The organism is Kineococcus sp. R86509 (assembly GCF_042466365.1).
In the GTDB taxonomy this organism is placed as follows: domain Bacteria; phylum Actinomycetota; class Actinomycetes; order Actinomycetales; family Kineococcaceae; genus Kineococcus.
Window position 1 is genome coordinate 2,325,115 of record NZ_JAXHCE010000001.1, and the last position, 15,022, is coordinate 2,340,136.

The window sequence follows — 15,022 nt, forward strand, 5'->3', positions numbered from 1 at the left end:
CGAACCCCTGGGAGGGTCGGGGCATGTCCACGTGGTTCATCACCGGTTGCTCCACCGGCCTGGGGCGTTCGCTCGCCCAGGCCGTCCTCGAACGCGGTCACAACGTCGTCGTCACCGCTCGTGACGTGTCGCGGGTCGCCGACATCGCCGACGCGAAGCCCGACAACGCGCTGGCCCTCGCCCTCGACGTCACCTCCCCCGACCAGGTCGCCGCGGCCGTGCGCGCGGCCGAGGAACGCTTCGGCGCGATCGACGTCCTCGTCAACAACGCGGGCTACGGCTACCGCGCGGCCGTCGAGGAGGGTGACGACGACGACGTGCAGCGCCTCTTCGCGACGCACGTCTTCGGGGCGGCGTCGATGCTCAAGGCCGTCCTGCCGGGGATGCGGGCCCGGCGCAGCGGGACGGTGCTGAACATCTCCTCGATCGGTGCGCACGTCGCGCCGCCCGGGTCGGGGTACTACGCGGCGGCGAAGGCGGCGCTGGAGGCGTTGTCGCGGTCGTTGCGCCAGGAGCTCGCCCCGCTGGGGATCTCGGTGACGATCGTCGCGCCGGGCGGGTTCCGCACCGACTTCGCGGGGCGTTCGCTGACGCAGTCGGCCGAGGCGATCGGCGACTACGCCGAGACGGCCGGCAGGCGCCGCAAGGAGAACGACACCGCGCACGGGACGCAGCCGGGCGACCCGGCGAAGGCAGCGGCGGCGATGATCGCGATCGCCGAGGCGGAGAACGCCCCGGCCTCGATCTTCCTGGGGACGGACGCCGTCTCCGCGATCGACGGCGTGCTCAAGGCGCGGGCGGCCGAGGTGGACGTCTGGCGCGACCTCAGCACCAGCACCGACTTCTGAGATCCGGGGGTGCCGACGCGCGTCGGCACCCCCGGGGTGGTTGCCTGGGCACCATGACGCGCATCGGAACCTCTGACCTCGACGTGAAACCGCTCAGCCTCGGTGGGAACGTCTTCGGGTGGACCGCCGACGAGGCGGAGTCGCACCGGGTGCTCGACGCCTTCGTCGAGGGCGGCGGCGACTTCGTCGACACCGCCGACGTCTACTCGGCCTGGTCGGCGGGCGGGGCCGGGATCTCCGAGACGATCATCGGCAGCTGGTTCGCGAAGTCCGGCAAGCGCGACCAGGTCGTGCTGGCCACCAAGGTCGGCAAGAAGCCCGACCGCGAGGGCCTCGCCGCGGACACGATCCGGGTGGCCGTCGACGAGTCGCTGCAGCGGCTGCAGACCGACCGGATCGACCTGTACTGGGCGCACGCGGACGACCCGGACACCGCGCTGGAGGAGACCCTCGGCGCGTTCGACGAACTCGTCCGGGCGGGCAAGGTCCGCGCGATCGGGGCCTCGAACTACACCGGCCCGCGCCTGGAGGCGGCGTTGGAGACGTCGCGCCGGGAGGGTTTCGCGAGCTACGTCGCGCTGCAGAACCTGTACTCCCTCGTGGAGCGCGCGGAGTACGAGGGCGACGCGGGCAAGGTCGTGGCGGACAACGGTCTCGCCTCGATCCCCTACTCCGCGCTGGCGTCGGGCTTCCTCACCGGCAAGTACCGCCCCGGCCGGCTGGCCGAGTCCCAGCGCCAGGCGGGGGCGGCGAAGTACCTCGACGAGCCCAGGGGCGAGAAGGTCCTCGCGGCGCTGGACGCGGCGGCCGCCGCCCACGGGGTCGAGGTCGCGAGCGTCGCGCTGGCCTGGTTGCGTCAGCAGCCGACGGTGCTCGCGCCGATCGCGAGCGCCCGCACGCTCGAGCAGCTGCCGGCGTTGATGGCCGCCCTCGACCTCGTCCTGGACGCCGAGGAACTCTCGGCGCTGGACCGCGCGTCCCGCTGACCCGGCAGGACACAGGAAGCTCACCTTCCCTGCACGTCACGGGTGCGCAGCGCCGTCGCGGGTGCCGCACAGTGGAGGGGTGGTCACCTCCGCGCCTTCGCAGCAGCACAGCCCGTCCCGCACGCCCGGGGCGCGACGGACGTGGTCGTTCGTCGCGCTCGCCGGGGCGTGGGGTCAGGTCGTGGCCCTCGGGGTCCTCTACTACGTCTGCGTGCGGACGGCGACGGGTCAGCTGCACGAGAACCGCCTGCACTCCGACGCCCTCGCGACCCGGGGCGACGCGGCCGGCTGGCTCGGTCGGGCGTTCCACCTCGCGGAACGCCTGCAGCCGCAGCACCTGGTGTTCGGGTTCGTCGCCATCGGTGTCCTGGCGCTGGTCCGGGGACGTCCCGGGCGCGCCGTGCAGGGCCTGGTCGTCGCGGCGGGGACGCTGGGTCTGACCGAGCTGCTGAAGCTGGTGCTGCTGGAACGTCCGCACCTCGCGGAGAGCTACGCGGCGTCCTCGAACAGCCTGCCGAGCGGTCACACGTCGGCGGTGCTCGGGCTGGCGCTGGGGTTGCTGGTCGCGGCCCCGCGCTGGCTGCGGTTCCCCGTCGCGGTGGTGGGGGCGGCGGCCGCGGGGGCGATGGGGGCCTTCGTCATCGCCGACGGGTGGCACCGGGTCAGCGACGTGCTCGCCTCGGCGCTGGTCGGTTCGATCGTGCTCTGCCTCGTGCAGGTCCTGCCCAGCCGCGACCACCGTCGGCGTGGTCGCCTGGTGGCCCTGTCGCTGGTCGTCCCGGTGGCCTGCGCCGCAGCTCTCGTCGTGGTCTACGCCGGTGACGCCTCGTTGCGCACGTCCTACGTCGTGGCCGGGGCGGTCGTGGCGCTGACGGTGCTGAGCGCGGCCCGCAGCCTCCCGCGAGAGGTGCACCGCCGGGGCTGAGGGCAGGATGGGGTCATGTCCGACTCCACCTCCGGATTCCCCGGTTCGACCGACTCCACCTCCTTCCCGGGCGACCCGACCCCGCCCGACGCCCCCCGTGAGACCACCGACGGCCCCGAACCGCGCGTCGTGGTGGTGACCCCGCAGGGCATGGGCATCGCCGAACCGCTCGAGGACGGCGAGCCCGGACCGGCCGACATGGTGTCCCAGCCGGCGAAGGTCATGCGCATCGGCAGCATGATCAAGCAGCTCCTCGAGGAGGTGCGTTCGGCGCCGCTGGACGAGGCCGGTCGCAGCCGCCTGGCCCAGATCCACGAGCGCTCCATCAACGAGCTCGAGGACGGTCTCGCCCCGGAGCTCGTCGAGGAACTGCGCCGGATCGCGTTGCCGTTCGCGGAGGGTGAGACGCCCTCGGAGAGCGAGCTGCGCATCGCCCAGGCCCAGCTCGTCGGCTGGCTGGAGGGTCTCTTCCACGGCATCCAGACCGCGCTCGTCGCCCAGCAGATGGCCGCGCAGGCGCAGCTGCAGGAGATGCGGCGGGCGTTGCCGGCTGGGGCCCCGCACCCCGCCGGTCCCCCTCGTGGTGACGGCATGCCCCGCATCCAGCCGCCCGGGACGGGGCAGTACCTCTGAAGCTCGCGTTCTGGCGCCGGACGCCGGACCCCCTGGGGGACGGCGTCTGGCAGCGCGCCCACCACGGGGTGGAGCGGGCGGTGCGACGGGTCGAGCAGGTCGTCGACGGCACCCCGCCCGGTCCCGCCCGGGACGCGCTGGAGCAGTTCCTCCCCCGGGTGGACCTCGTGGCCCGGGCCGCGCGGGCCCGGTGCCTGCAGGCCCAGCTGGACTCCCCCAGCTCGCAGCTGCTCGTCCCCGGCGGGGCGGCCGGGGAGGTCCACCGTTCCGTCACCCGCACCGCGACCGCGTGCGCGCAGGTCGCCGAGGCGGCCGCGATGGTGCGGGTCGCGGAGACGTTCGACCCGGCGTCGATCGCGTCGGTGGAGCGGGCCGTGGTGAAGGCGGAGACGCTCGCCGGCCTGCGCTGAACCTCGCACGAGTCGCACCCATCGGTGTCACCACGTGGAGTGAGCTGTGGGTGAGACGAACTCGGTACCAGAGCACCCGGTTCGTCGCACCCACACGTCCACCGACGGCTCCCGGCGCCCTCGGTCACCGGGAGGGGTTGTGTCGGAGGGCGGTGGCACGGTGTGCTCGTCCCGGTTCGCCGGGTGATCAGGTACCGACAACAGGGGGACGTCTCGTGCACATCGACAACGCTCGTGAACTCAAGGCCCGGCTGCTCGCCGGGTCGATCCGGTCGGCTGCGGTCGCCCAGCCCCAGGGCGTGGCCAGCGTCGGGATCAGCGTCCTCGGCCGGGGGGCCGACGGACCGCGCTACGGGCTCGCCGTCCGCTACTCCGGCAGCCGCGGGGAGGCCCTGGCCGGCAGCGCGCGGGAACTCACCACGGGAGCGGCGCAGGCCGAGCTCGACATCCGCGAGATCGGCCTCGTGCAGGCCCTCACCGCCCCGACGGAGCCGGGCACGTGGGCGCCGGAGTCGTTGCAGCGCAAGGTGCGTCCACTGCACCCGGGGCTGTCGATCGCGCAGCGGGACGTCACGGCGGGAACCCTCGGCGGGTTCGTGACCATCGAGGGTTCGGACGGGTTGTACGTCCTGTCCAACAACCACGTCCTCGCGAACTCCGACCAGGCCGCCCTCGAGGACCCGGTCCTGCAGCCCGGCCCGTTCGACGGCGGGAAGGCCGGTGACCGGGTCGCGCGCCTCGCCCGCGCGGTGCACCTCGACGCCGGCGGCGGGAACACCGTCGACGCCGCGATCGCCCTGCTCGAGGACGTGACCGACGCCTCGGGCGTCGACCTCAGCTACCCCGTGGGTCGCCTCACCGGCTGGGCCGACCCCGACGACGAGGTCGACGTCGAGAAGGTGGGCCGCACGACGGGGTGGACGAAGGGCCGGATCAGCGCCATCGAACTCGACGACGTGGCGGTCCAGTACCCCGTCGGCGTCGTCAGCTTCGACGGCCAGATCGAGGTCACCGGGGCGAGCGGGGCGTTCTCGGCGGGGGGTGACTCCGGGTCGCTGGTCTACCGGCCGGACACCCGCGAGGCCGTCGGCCTGCTCTTCGCGGGTAGCGAGCGCGGCGGCGCCGACGGCGCCGGCCTCACGTTCTGCAACCCGATCGGCCTTGTGCTGAACGCGCTCGGTGCGACACTGGTGGTGTGAGCCAGTCCACTTCCCCGGACGCGAACGTGGCCCGTGCGGCCAAGGCGCAGGTCAGGAGCCTCGTCGCCGGTGACCCGCGGGTCAACGGCATCGGCCTGACCCACGCCGGTGGCGACTGGGCCGTCAAGGTCAACGTCGTCGACGAGACCGACCACCCGGACCTGCCCGACACCGTGGACGGGGTCCCCGTCGTGGTCCGCGGTGTGGGCGGGATCAGCGCGCGCGCGAGCTGAGCAGGCGCTCCAGGACCTGCGCGACGCCGTCGTCCCCGCACTCGGGGGCGACGGCGTCCGCCGCGTCCAGCGCCTCGGGGTGACCGTCGGCCATCGCGTAGGAACGGCCCGCCCAACGCAGCATCTCGAGGTCGTTGGGCATGTCCCCGAACGCGACGACCCCCTCGGCGGTGATCCCGCGGTCGGCCGCGACCTCGGCCAGCGTCGAGGCCTTGCTGACCCCGGCGGCCATGATCTCGATGAGGGAGTCGGCCGCGTTGGAGTGGGTGACGTTCACCAGGTCGCCCAGTTCCCGGGCGGCGATCGCGACCATCTCGTCGCTGAGCGTCCCCGGGCACTTGGCCAGGATCTTGACGATCGGCGGGGCGTCGCGCAGCAGTTCCCCGAACGGGGCGACGCGCTCCTCGAGACCGCTGTCGAAGCGGGTCGCGTAGGCGTCCTCACGGCGGAACCCCTCGATGGACTCCAGGGCGAACCCGATCCCCGGCAGCGCCGGACGCAACCGGGCCGCGACCTCACGGACGACGTCGACCGGGATCGGGTGCTGACGCACGAACTCCTCGGAGTCGAGGTCGAAGACGATCGCACCGTTGGCGCAGACGACCTGGCCGCGCAGCCCCGCCTCCGCCGCCAGCGGCGTGACCCAGCGCGGCGGGCGGCCCGTCACCGGCACGACGGGGATGCCGGCGCGCTCGCAGGCGGCGAAGGCGGCCAGGGTGCGGGCGCTGACGGGGCGGTCGCGCGGGATGACCGTGCCGTCGAGGTCGGTGGCGACGAGCTTCCAGCCGCGGGCGAACTCCCGCTCCGCGTCGGTGAGGGGCGCGGCCAGGGGTTCTGAGGTCACCCGCCCATCCTGTCACCCGGCGACGGGAGTCCGGTGCGTCAACCCCGTCGGCCGGGCACCACGGCCTCGCGGGGGCGCGTCGGCGTGAACGCGTAGCGGTCGACCCCCAGCCCGCGCAGCACGGCCTGCTCCACCGGGGACGACGCCGAGGGGTCCTCGCGGTCCAGGTCCATCGGTTCGCGCAGGCTCAGCGGCGGGTTCGTGATGAGGCGTTGTGCCCGCAGCACGTTCTGCGACGTCGCGTGCAGCAGGAACGGGTGCATGAGGACGACGTCCCCGAGCCGGCCCGTGAGCTCGACGAACTCCCGGCACTCGCGGATCAGCGGGGTCTGCTGCAACACCTCCGGCAGGACGCCCTCGGGGTGCTCGGCCAGGAACCGGGCCACCACCCCCACCGAGTCCGTGGCCGCGAACGTGCCACCCCCGCGGGAGTGGACGTCGGTCCACAGCACGATCGTGAGCAGCCCCTGCTCCGGGGAGTCCAGGAAGTGCCGGAAGAAGTCACCGTCCTTGTGCCAGCCGCCGACCTCGGCCGAGGGCGGGTCGAAGGGCCGGTCCGCCCCGACGCCGAGGTTGGCGATGATCCCGTCCGACCAGTGCCACGGGGTCCGGACGCGGTCCTCGCCCCCGAGGAGCTGGCACGCGGCCGCGAACGCCGTCGGGGCGAACTCGGCCGCGTCGACGTGCTCGAGCGAGGGCAGGTGCACCCGCGGGCGGTCCCACGTGGCGGGATCGTCGCGGTCGACGCCGAGCCGGTCCCAGGCCCGGTCGACGATCGGGGCCGCGCTCGCGGCGTCGAAGCAGTTCTCCAGGACGACGTAGCCCGTGTCCAGGAACTGCTGGACCTGCCGGTCGTCGAGGGGGGTGGTGCTCACGGTGTTCTCCTAGCCCTTGAAGGCGCCGTCCATGATCCCGGAGACCATCTGCTTGCCGAAGAAGGCGAACAGCACCAGGAGCGGGACGGTGACGAGGAAGGAACCGGCCATGGCCAGTCCCAGGTCGATGGACATGTTGGACTGCAACGCCTTGATCGCGATCTGGGCGGTGTAGTGCTCGGGGGACTTCAGCACGATGAACGGCCAGAGGAAGTCGTTCCAGGAGTTCACGAACCCCAGCAGCCCCAGGACGGCGGCCGCGGGACGCACCACGGGGAACGCGATCCGGGTGAAGATCTGCCACGAACCGCAACCGTCCATCCGGGCGGCCTGCAGGAGTTCGTCGTTGATCGTCGCGCTGATGTGCTGGCGCATCCAGAAGATGCCGAAGGCGCTGACCAGGCCCGGGACGATGAGGGCCTGCAGGGTGTCGACCCAGCCGAGCTTGGAGATGATGAGGTACTGCGGGATGACCCCGAGCTGCGCCGGGACGGTCATCGTCAGCACCAGCAGCAGGAACAGGGCGTCGCGCCCCTTGAAGGTCATCTTCGCGAAGGCGAACCCGGCCAGGGAGCACAGGAACGCCTGCCCGACCCCGATGCACGCCGCCACGACGAAACTGTTCAGCAGGGAGCGCAGGAACGGGATGGTGTCGAAGACGAGTTTCAGGAGGTTGAGGAAGTTGCCCCCGGGGATCACCCGGGGTGGCATCTGCGAGGCGGCCTGCGAACCGACCGAGGACACCACGAACATCCAGTAGATCGGGAACACGCAGGCCAGCGTGGCGAGGGCGAGGACGAGGTAGGTCGGCCAGCCGACCCGTCCGACCTGACGGGAGCGGGCGACCCGCGACGAGGGTTTGCGCGGGGTCAGCGTCTGGCTCATCGGGTGGCCTTCACGTCTCGGTTCCCCAGGCGGCTGGAGAGCAGGTAGTTGATGATCGCGACCACGACGATGATGATGAACAGGGCCACCCCGATCGCCGAGCCGTACCCGAACTTGAACGACCCGAACCCCTGCTCGAAGAGGAACAGCGAGAGGGTCTGGCACTGGCGCGCGGAACCGCAGGTGAGCAGACCGCCGCCCAGCAGCAGGGGTTCGGTGAAGACCTGCAGACCACCGATGGTCGAGGTGATGACCGTGAAGACGATGACGGGTCGCAGCGCCGGCAGCGTGATGTGGCGGAACTGCTTCACCGGGCCGGCGCCGTCCACGGCCGCCGCTTCGTAGAGGTCGCGGGGAACGGCCTGCAGGGACGCCAGGTAGAGCAGGGTGTTGTAGCCGAACCAGCGCCAGATGACCATGACCGAGATGAGGATGTGGCTGCTCAGCGCGGTCGACATGAAGTCGACGTGGTCGAAGCCGAGCAGGCCGATGAACCAGTTCAGCAGGCCGTAGTCGCGGTCGAAGAGCTGGGAGAACACGATCGTCGTCGCCGCCACCGAGGTGATGTAGGGCAGCAGCATCGACATGCGGAAGAGGTTCGCGAACCGCAGCCGGGCCGAGTTGAGGACCTGGGCCAGGATCAGCGCCACGAGCAGCTGCGGCACGGTGGACATCAGCCAGATGCTGAACGTGTTGCGGAAGGCGTTCCAGAACCGCGGGTCCCCGGCGAGCTGGCGGAAGTTGTCCAGCCCGACGAAGGTGTGCGCCCCGATGGGGTTCCAGTCGAAGAGCGAGACGTAGAACGTGAACAGCAGCGGCATGAGGCCGAACACGGCGAACAGCAGGTAGAACGGCGCCACGTAGCCGTAGGGCGCGATCCGTTCCCACCGGGTCTCCACGGGCCGGGTCGAGGTGGTGGGGGCGGTCGCCCCCACCTGCCCCGGCGTCAGGGTGGCGCTCATCAGGCGCCGATCGCCGTCTTGGCGTTCTTGACCGCGGTGTCCCAGGCCGCGTCGGCCGGGGCCCCGTCCTGCTCGACGCCGGTGAGGGCGTCCAGGAAAGCGGTGCCGATCTCAGCGGTGTTGGGGCCGACCTTGAAGGCCTTCAGGCCGAGCACGGACTGGGTGAAGATCTGCCCGGTCGGGGCGTTGCCGAAGAACGGGTCGGTGTAGCTCGTGAGCTCGGGCTTGTCGTAGTTCGACGGCGTCGTCGGCAGCGAGCCGCTGGTGAGGAAGTGCTGCAGCTGCTGGTCCGGGGCCTGCATCGTGGAGATGTACTTCCACGCCGCCTTCGGGTTCGCCGCACGGGCGGGGATGACCAGGTAGCTGCCGCCCCAGTTCCCGCTGCCGCCGGGGATGGTGGCGACGTCCCACTTGCCCTTGGAGTCCGGCGCGGCGCTGCGGATGGAGCCCAGCATCCACGACGGTGCACCCATCGCGGCGAAGTCCCCCTTGCCCAGGGCCGCCGTCCAGCCGTCGGTGAACGTGCCCAGGCGGGCGGTCACCTTGGCGGCGATGGCGGACAGGGCGAGTTCGAAGGAGTCGCGGACCTGCGGGTTGGTCTCGAAGACCGGCTTGCCGGAGGCGTCGTAGTACTGCTCGTCGCCCTGGGAGACGGCCTGCAGGAACACCGAGGTGTTCGCGTTGTCCATGAAGGGCTTGCCGGTGGCGGCGGTGTACTTCTGACCGGTGGCGATGAAGTCCTCCCAGGTCGGCCAGAGCTTGCCGACCTCGACCCGGTCGGTGGGCAGACCGGCCGCGGCGAAGAAGTCCGTGCGGTAGGCGACGCCCATGCCGCCCACGTCGGTGGGGATCCCGATGAGGACGTCGTCCTTCGCCTTGGCCTGGGAGATGACCCAGTCCAGGTACTCGCCCTCGAGGTCGTCGGCCCCGAGCGTCCCGAGGTCGACGAAGTTGCCCGCGTTCTCGACGAACTTCGGCAGTTCGGTGGCCTGGATGAGGCAGAGGTCGGGGACCTTGCCGCCGGCCAGGGCCGTGGTCAGGGCCTGCGCGGTCTCGGCGCTGCTGCCGACCTCGGTGAGCTTGACGGTCACGTCGGGGGCGAGCTTCTTGTACGCCGCGACGTCGTCCTTCTGGCCGATGCCGGTGAAGGACCAGAAGTCGAAGGTGTTCGGGTCGCTGGACCCCCCGGAACCCGAGGAGCAGGCCGCGGAGGTGAGGGCGGTACCGCCGAGGACGGCGGACATCGCCAGGGCACGGCGACGGGTCATGGACAGCGGGGGCAGCGTGTTCACGGAGGTCCCCTCCTTCGGGGAGTCGTGCGGGTCTCGCAGCGACGGGTGCCGGTGCGGTGGAACGGGAGTGCGGCGGAACGGGGGTGCGGTGGTCTTCAGGCCCGGGCGGCGAAGGAGACGGTGGCGAAGCTGTGCGGGGGCAGCTGAGCGCGCAGGACGCCGTCGTGCAGGGTGACGCCCTCCAGCGGGCGCACCTGGACCGGGGTCTGCTCCGCCGTGTTGTGCGCGGAGATCTCCGGCGCGGTGAGGACCCTGGCGACCGGTGTCCCGTTCGCGCCGCCGCGGACGTCGACCTCGACGTCCAGCGGGCGCTCGGCGTCGAGGTTGGTGAGCGAGACGAGGACCTGGCCGTCCTTGGTGCTGGCGGACGCCGAGAAGGTCGGGAGTTCCGTCCCGTCGACGGTCGCGGTGGGGGTGGTCCCCCGGACGGTGAACGGCAGCGACGCCGCGTCGTGGTGGCCCTTGTTCATCGCGAACACGTGGTAGCTCGGGGTCAGGACGAGCGAGTTCCCGTCGGTCAGCAGCATGGCCTGCAGGACGTTCACCGTCTGGGCGATGTTGGCCATCACCAGCCGGTCGGCGTGGCGGTGGAAGGCGTCGAAGTGCACGCTCGCGACGAGGGCGTCGCGAAGGGTGTTCTGCTGGAACAGGAACCCCGGGTTGGTCCCCGGTTCGACGTCGAACCAGGTACCCCACTCGTCGAGGACCAGGCCGACGCGCTTGTCCGGGTCGTAGGCGTCCATGACGTTCGCGTGACCGGCGATGATCCGCTCGATCTCGGTGGCCTTCACCATCGTGCGGTAGTACTCGGCGTCGTCGAACTCCGTCGCGGAACCCTTCGCGTCCCAGGTCGGCCCGACGATCGTGTAGTGGTGGAAGGAGATCGCCTGGTAGGTGTTCTTGCCGTGACCGCTGACCTCACCGTCACCGAGGTAGCGGCCGAGGTTCTGCATGAGGACCTCGGTCCAGCGGTAGTCCGCGTCGGCGGCACCGGCGGCGATGCGGTACAGGTGGTTGTCGCCGTGGTCGAGGCTGTAGGTCCCGTACTGGCGGGCGAGTTCGGCGTAGGCGCCGGAACCCATCCCTCCGCCGCAACCCCAGGGTTCGTTGCCCAGACCCCAGAACGGGACCGACCAGGGAACGTCTCGCCCGTTGGCCCGCCGCAACCGGGCCATGGGTGAGTCGTCGGCGCGGGTCAGGTACTCGATCCACTCGGCGGCCTCGCGGACCGTGCCGCTGCCGACGTTGGCCGAGACGTAGGGGTCGGCCCCGAGGAGTTCGCACAGCGCCATGAACTCGTGGGTCCCGAAGGAGTTGTCCTCCACGACGTCGCCCCAGTGCGAGTTGACCATCGCGGGACGCTCCTCGCGGGGACCGATCCCGTCGCGCCAGTGGTAGGTGTCCGCGAAGCAGCCGCCCGGCCAGCGGAGGTTGGGGATGTCGAGCGCCCGCAGCGCCTCGACGACGTCCAGGCGCAGACCCCCCTCGTGCGGGAGGTCGGAGTCCTCGCCCACCCAGAACCCGCCGTAGATGCAGCGCCCGAGGTGCTCGGCGAAGTGGCCGTAGAGGTGGCGGGAGATCGCCGCGCCGGGCAGGTCGACGTCCAGCACGGCGCGGACCCGCGGGACGGTGGAGGTCGGGGTGGGATCGGGGGCCAGTCGCTCGTCGTCGAGAAGCACGGGTTCCTCGCAGGTGTCGTCGGGTGTGACCGTGCGGCGACAGCGCCGCGGTCGTCCTCGGGTCGGGAGAACCGGGGGGACACCTTCGTCGGTGTCCACCTCGTTGTGTGTATCGATATAGTGGGTGGCAGCCGCCGACCTGTCAAGCACCTCTCGGAGACGGTCGCTGTAGTTTCTGCGGGAGACCGCGGCGGTGCGGTCACGACGCGGTGCGGAGGGAGGGCGACGTGGTCACCATGCGCGACGTCGCGGCCGAGGCCGGGGTCTCGGCGATGACCGTCTCCAACGCCCTCACCGGACGGCGACCGGTCAGCGACTCCACCCGCCGGCTCGTGATGGAGACCGTCGAACGCCTCGGGTACCAGGTGAACGTCGCGGCCCGCAGCCTCCGGCAGGGCCGGACGGGAGTCGTCGGCATCGCCGTCCCCACCCTGGACAGCCACTACTACAGCCGGCTCGCCCACCACCTCGTGCTCGCCTTCGCCCAGTCCGGGATGGCGACGGTGGTCGAGGAGACGCACGCCAGCCGCGAGGGCGAGATCGCCGCGTTCCGCGACTCCCGGCTCAACGCCTACGACGGTCTGGTCATCGCCGCGCTCGGCCTGACCGAACGCGAGATCAACGCCCTCAGCCGGGAGGTGCCCGTCGTCGTCCTCGGCGAGCAGGAACTGCACCAGAGCGTCGACCACGTGAGCATGCCCAACGTCGAGGGCGCCGAGGCGGCGACGCGGTTGCTGCTGGACCGGGGGTGCCGCCACCTGGCCCTGGTCGGGTTCCCGACCCTGGAGGACCTGGACGACGTCACCCTCCCCGAGGGGGCCGCGTTCGTCCTGCGCGCCCAGGGGTTCGCGCGCGTGGTGCGGGAGACCGGGATCCCGGCGAGCGCCGCCTACGCCGGGGTGACCCAGGCCGCGGGCGTGGAGTGCGCCCACGAGCTCCTGAGCCGCGGTGAGGTGCCCGACGGCATCGTCTGCGTGACCGACACCCTCGCCTTCGGCGTCGTCCGCGGGCTCGCCGACCACGGGGTGCGCGTGCCCGACGACGTGCTGGTCGTCGGCTTCGACGACGTCGAGGACGCCCGCTTCCACATCCCCTCGCTCACCTCGGTGGCGCCCGACCTGCAGGGTCTGGTCGATGAGACGGTGCGGTTGCTGGCGCGGCGCATCGCCGACCCCTCGGCGGTCCCGCAGGACGTGACGGTGTCCTACGGGATCGTCGAGCGGGAGTCGACGACGCGGGTCGGTGCAGGTCGTCCCGGTGCAGGTCGCCTCAGTGCAGGTCGTCGTTCCGCGGGACGACGGCCTCCTCGGGCAAACGGGCGCTGACGACCACGGCGAGGTCGCCGGGGAGGTCGTCCGGAAGGTCGACCTCGAAGGCCGCGTCGGTCTGGCGGACGACGACGTCGGCACGGCTGCCGAGGACCCGGACGTCGGTCAGCTCGCGCGGGACCAGCCCGGCGGCCCGGCCCCAGGACCGGACGCGCACGACGCCGTCGCCCGGTCGGGCCAGCACCGTGGCGTAGAGCCGGGTGCCGCTCTCCCCCGGGGCGTCGCGGACCGTGAACCGGACGTCCTGCGCGGTGTAGGCGCGGGCCGTGGTGTCGACGAACGACCCCGCCGGGAGGTGGGTGGGACCCTCCCCCGGGATCGTCCAGGGCCGGGTCCCGTAGATCGCCTCCCCGTTGCGCGCGAGCCACTCCCCCAGCGACTCCAGGAGTTCCACCTCCGCCGGGTCGATCGTGCCGTCCGCCTTCGGCCCGATGTTCAGCAGCAGGACCCCGTTCTTGGCGACGACGTCGACGAGTTCCCCGACGAGTTCCGCGACGGACTTGTAGGAGTGCCCCTCGACCCAGCTCCACGCGGTGCGACCGACGGAGGTGTCGTTCTGCCAGACCCGCGGGTGGATCCCCGACAGTGCCCCGCGTTCCACGTCGTAGACGGCACTGCCGTCGGCGAACGCCTTCCACTTGTAGTTGATGACCACCTCGCGCCCCCACTGCGCGGCGGAGTTGTAGTAGTAGGCGGCCAGCAGTCGCAGCCAGGGCTCGAAGGCGGGCTGCTCGATCCACCAGTCGAACCACAGGACCTGCGGGCGGTGGGTGTCGATGAGCTCGACGGTGCGCAACAACCAGTCCTCGAGGAACTGCTCGTTGGGCGCGGTCTCCTCGCGCATCGCCGGGCCGTAGAAGTCGGCGAAGGCGGGGTCGCGCACGTCGGAGGGGAACTCGTGGCCGCCGTTCATGAACCACCAGTGCTCGGCCCGGTGCGAGGACGCGCCCAGCACCATCCCGGACTCGCGCACGGCCGCTCCGAGTTCACCGAGCACGTCGCGCTGCGGGCCCATCTCGGCCGCGTTCCAGCGCGAGCGCTCGGTGGCGTACATGGCGAAACCGTCGTGGTGCTCCGCGACGGGCACCACGAACTGCGCGCCCGCCCGGCGGAACGTCGCCGCCCAGGCCTGCGGGTCGAACCGTTCGGCCCGGAACCGCTCGATGAAGTCCTTGTACCCGAACTCGTCCTGCGGGCCGTAGGTGGCCCGGTGGTGCTCGTACTCCGGGGTTCCCTGGCGGTACATCGTGCGGGCGTACCACTCGTTGCCGAAGGCCGGGACCGAGTAGACCCCCCAGTGGATGAAGATGCCGAACTTGGCGTCCTCGTACCATCGCGGGGCCCGGTACCCCTGCAGCGACTCCCACTCCGGCTGGTACGGCCCCGCCGTCGCCACCGAGCGGACCCGGGCGAGTTCCTCGTCGTCCCTGCCGATCACGTTCTCCACCACGATCTCCTCGTTCCGTCCGGTTCCTGACTCGTTCACCCACCGGGTTCACATCGCGCGGACTCCGACGGTGAGCACGACGTTCGCGCACAACCGCTGGTCACCGGTCGCGACGACGACCGCGACCCCCGCGGCCCGGGTCCGGTCGTAGAAGGCCCAGCGGTCCACGACGTCGATCGCGACGTCGGGCCCGAGGGCCCGCCGGTAGTCGTGGTGCGCCTCGACCTCGGCCCCGTCGGGGGAGGCCATGAACGTGGCCGCCTCGACGGGGACGGCGCGCAGCACGGGTTCCAGCACGTCGAGGACCCCCACGAGCCCGGGACGCAGGTTCAGGTGGACGACGTCGACCGAGCGGTCGGTCGCCGTCCGCAGCGGGAAGTTCGCGTCGGCGATCACGATGTGGTCGCCGTGGCCGGCGGCGGCCAGGGCGGCCAGCAGCGGTGGGTGCAGCAGTTCCGTCTCCAGCACGGTTCCTC

16 protein-coding genes are annotated in these 15,022 nt (G+C 71.7%); 8 read left to right on the forward strand and 8 right to left on the reverse strand.

What is annotated here, in order from left to right:
- Positions 1–23 precede the first annotated feature (23 nt).
- The 7 genes from SJY07_RS11180 to SJY07_RS11210 all read left to right on the forward strand — a co-directional run bounded on the left by SJY07_RS11180 (position 24) and on the right by SJY07_RS11210 (position 5,234).
- Positions 24–848 (forward strand): oxidoreductase, encoded by an 825-nt coding sequence (locus tag SJY07_RS11180; protein ID WP_380159118.1) that lies wholly within the window; start codon positions 24–26, stop codon positions 846–848.
- A gap of 53 nt (positions 849–901) precedes the next feature.
- A complete protein-coding gene (locus SJY07_RS11185; RefSeq protein WP_380159120.1) occupies positions 902–1,834 on the forward strand; it encodes an aldo/keto reductase in 933 nt (310 codons plus the stop codon).
- A gap of 79 nt (positions 1,835–1,913) precedes the next feature.
- Positions 1,914–2,759: a phosphatase PAP2 family protein gene (locus tag SJY07_RS11190; RefSeq protein ID WP_380159122.1), complete on the forward strand. Its 846-nt coding sequence runs from the start codon at positions 1,914–1,916 to the stop codon at positions 2,757–2,759.
- Positions 2,760–2,774: 15 nt separating this feature from the next.
- A complete protein-coding gene (locus tag SJY07_RS11195; RefSeq protein ID WP_328294191.1) occupies positions 2,775–3,392 on the forward strand; it encodes a bacterial proteasome activator family protein in 618 nt (205 codons plus the stop codon).
- Between the two features lie 80 nt (positions 3,393–3,472).
- On the forward strand, positions 3,473–3,802 hold the full coding sequence (locus SJY07_RS11200) for a hypothetical protein (RefSeq protein ID WP_380159125.1): 330 nt from the start codon (positions 3,473–3,475) through the stop codon (positions 3,800–3,802).
- Positions 3,803–4,017: 215 nt separating this feature from the next.
- Positions 4,018–5,001, forward strand: coding sequence for a hypothetical protein (locus SJY07_RS11205; protein WP_380159127.1), 984 nt, complete (start codon positions 4,018–4,020; stop codon positions 4,999–5,001).
- Entirely contained in the window at positions 4,998–5,234 is a 237-nt protein-coding gene (locus tag SJY07_RS11210; protein ID WP_328294188.1) for a hypothetical protein, read from the forward strand. Before SJY07_RS11205 ends, SJY07_RS11210 begins: the two co-directional genes overlap by 4 nt.
- Here SJY07_RS11210 and SJY07_RS11215 read toward each other — a convergent pair.
- The 6 genes from SJY07_RS11215 to SJY07_RS11240 form a co-directional block, all read right to left on the reverse strand.
- Positions 5,215–6,078, reverse strand: a complete 864-nt coding sequence (locus tag SJY07_RS11215; protein ID WP_380159129.1) for an HAD family hydrolase — start codon at positions 6,076–6,078, stop codon at positions 5,215–5,217. The two genes, SJY07_RS11210 and SJY07_RS11215, sit on opposite strands and share 20 nt — an antisense overlap.
- Positions 6,079–6,116: 38 nt before the next feature.
- Positions 6,117–6,953 carry a hypothetical protein gene (locus SJY07_RS11220; protein WP_380159131.1) on the reverse strand — a complete coding sequence of 279 codons (837 nt, stop codon included), beginning with the start codon at positions 6,951–6,953 and terminating at the stop codon, positions 6,117–6,119.
- Positions 6,954–6,962: 9 nt separating this feature from the next.
- Entirely contained in the window at positions 6,963–7,838 is an 876-nt protein-coding gene (locus SJY07_RS11225) for a carbohydrate ABC transporter permease (RefSeq protein WP_328294185.1), read from the reverse strand.
- Entirely contained in the window at positions 7,835–8,800 is a 966-nt protein-coding gene (locus SJY07_RS11230) for a sugar ABC transporter permease (protein ID WP_328294184.1), read from the reverse strand. The genes SJY07_RS11225 and SJY07_RS11230 overlap by 4 nt, the downstream gene beginning before the upstream one ends.
- Complete coding sequence (locus SJY07_RS11235; protein ID WP_380159134.1) at positions 8,800–10,092, reverse strand: ABC transporter substrate-binding protein; 1,293 nt, start codon at positions 10,090–10,092, stop codon at positions 8,800–8,802. The genes SJY07_RS11230 and SJY07_RS11235 overlap by 1 nt, the downstream gene beginning before the upstream one ends.
- A 95-nt stretch (positions 10,093–10,187) precedes the next feature.
- The gene (locus SJY07_RS11240) at positions 10,188–11,771 is read right to left on the reverse strand and encodes an alpha-N-arabinofuranosidase (protein ID WP_380159136.1); all 1,584 of its coding nucleotides are present in this window, start codon (positions 11,769–11,771) and stop codon (positions 10,188–10,190) included.
- 236 nt (positions 11,772–12,007) lie between these two features.
- On the opposite strand from SJY07_RS11240, the gene SJY07_RS11245 reads away from it, so the two are divergent.
- Positions 12,008–13,096 carry a LacI family DNA-binding transcriptional regulator gene (locus tag SJY07_RS11245; protein ID WP_380162272.1) on the forward strand — a complete coding sequence of 363 codons (1,089 nt, stop codon included), beginning with the start codon at positions 12,008–12,010 and terminating at the stop codon, positions 13,094–13,096.
- Here the strand turns inward: SJY07_RS11245 and SJY07_RS11250 are convergent.
- The gene (locus SJY07_RS11250; protein WP_380162274.1) at positions 13,041–14,537 is read right to left on the reverse strand and encodes an alpha-L-fucosidase; all 1,497 of its coding nucleotides are present in this window, start codon (positions 14,535–14,537) and stop codon (positions 13,041–13,043) included. The two genes, SJY07_RS11245 and SJY07_RS11250, sit on opposite strands and share 56 nt — an antisense overlap.
- Before the next feature lie 57 nt (positions 14,538–14,594).
- A complete protein-coding gene (locus SJY07_RS11255; RefSeq protein WP_380159138.1) occupies positions 14,595–15,014 on the reverse strand; it encodes an RbsD/FucU domain-containing protein in 420 nt (139 codons plus the stop codon).
- Between the last annotated feature and the right edge of the window lie 8 nt (positions 15,015–15,022).

Excerpts from the sequence above, each read along its gene's own strand:
- SJY07_RS11225 (WP_328294185.1), bottom strand. The coding sequence starts at position 7,838 with ATGAGCCAGACGCTGACCCCGCGCAAACCCTCGTCGCGGGTCGCCCGC.
- SJY07_RS11195 (WP_328294191.1), top strand. The coding sequence starts at position 2,775 with ATGTCCGACTCCACCTCCGGATTCCCCGGTTCGACCGACTCCACCTCC.
- SJY07_RS11230 (WP_328294184.1), bottom strand. The coding sequence starts at position 8,800 with ATGAGCGCCACCCTGACGCCGGGGCAGGTGGGGGCGACCGCCCCCACC.
- SJY07_RS11185 (WP_380159120.1), top strand. The coding sequence starts at position 902 with ATGACGCGCATCGGAACCTCTGACCTCGACGTGAAACCGCTCAGCCTC.
- SJY07_RS11245 (WP_380162272.1), top strand. The coding sequence starts at position 12,008 with ATGCGCGACGTCGCGGCCGAGGCCGGGGTCTCGGCGATGACCGTCTCC.
- SJY07_RS11180 (WP_380159118.1), top strand. The coding sequence starts at position 24 with ATGTCCACGTGGTTCATCACCGGTTGCTCCACCGGCCTGGGGCGTTCG.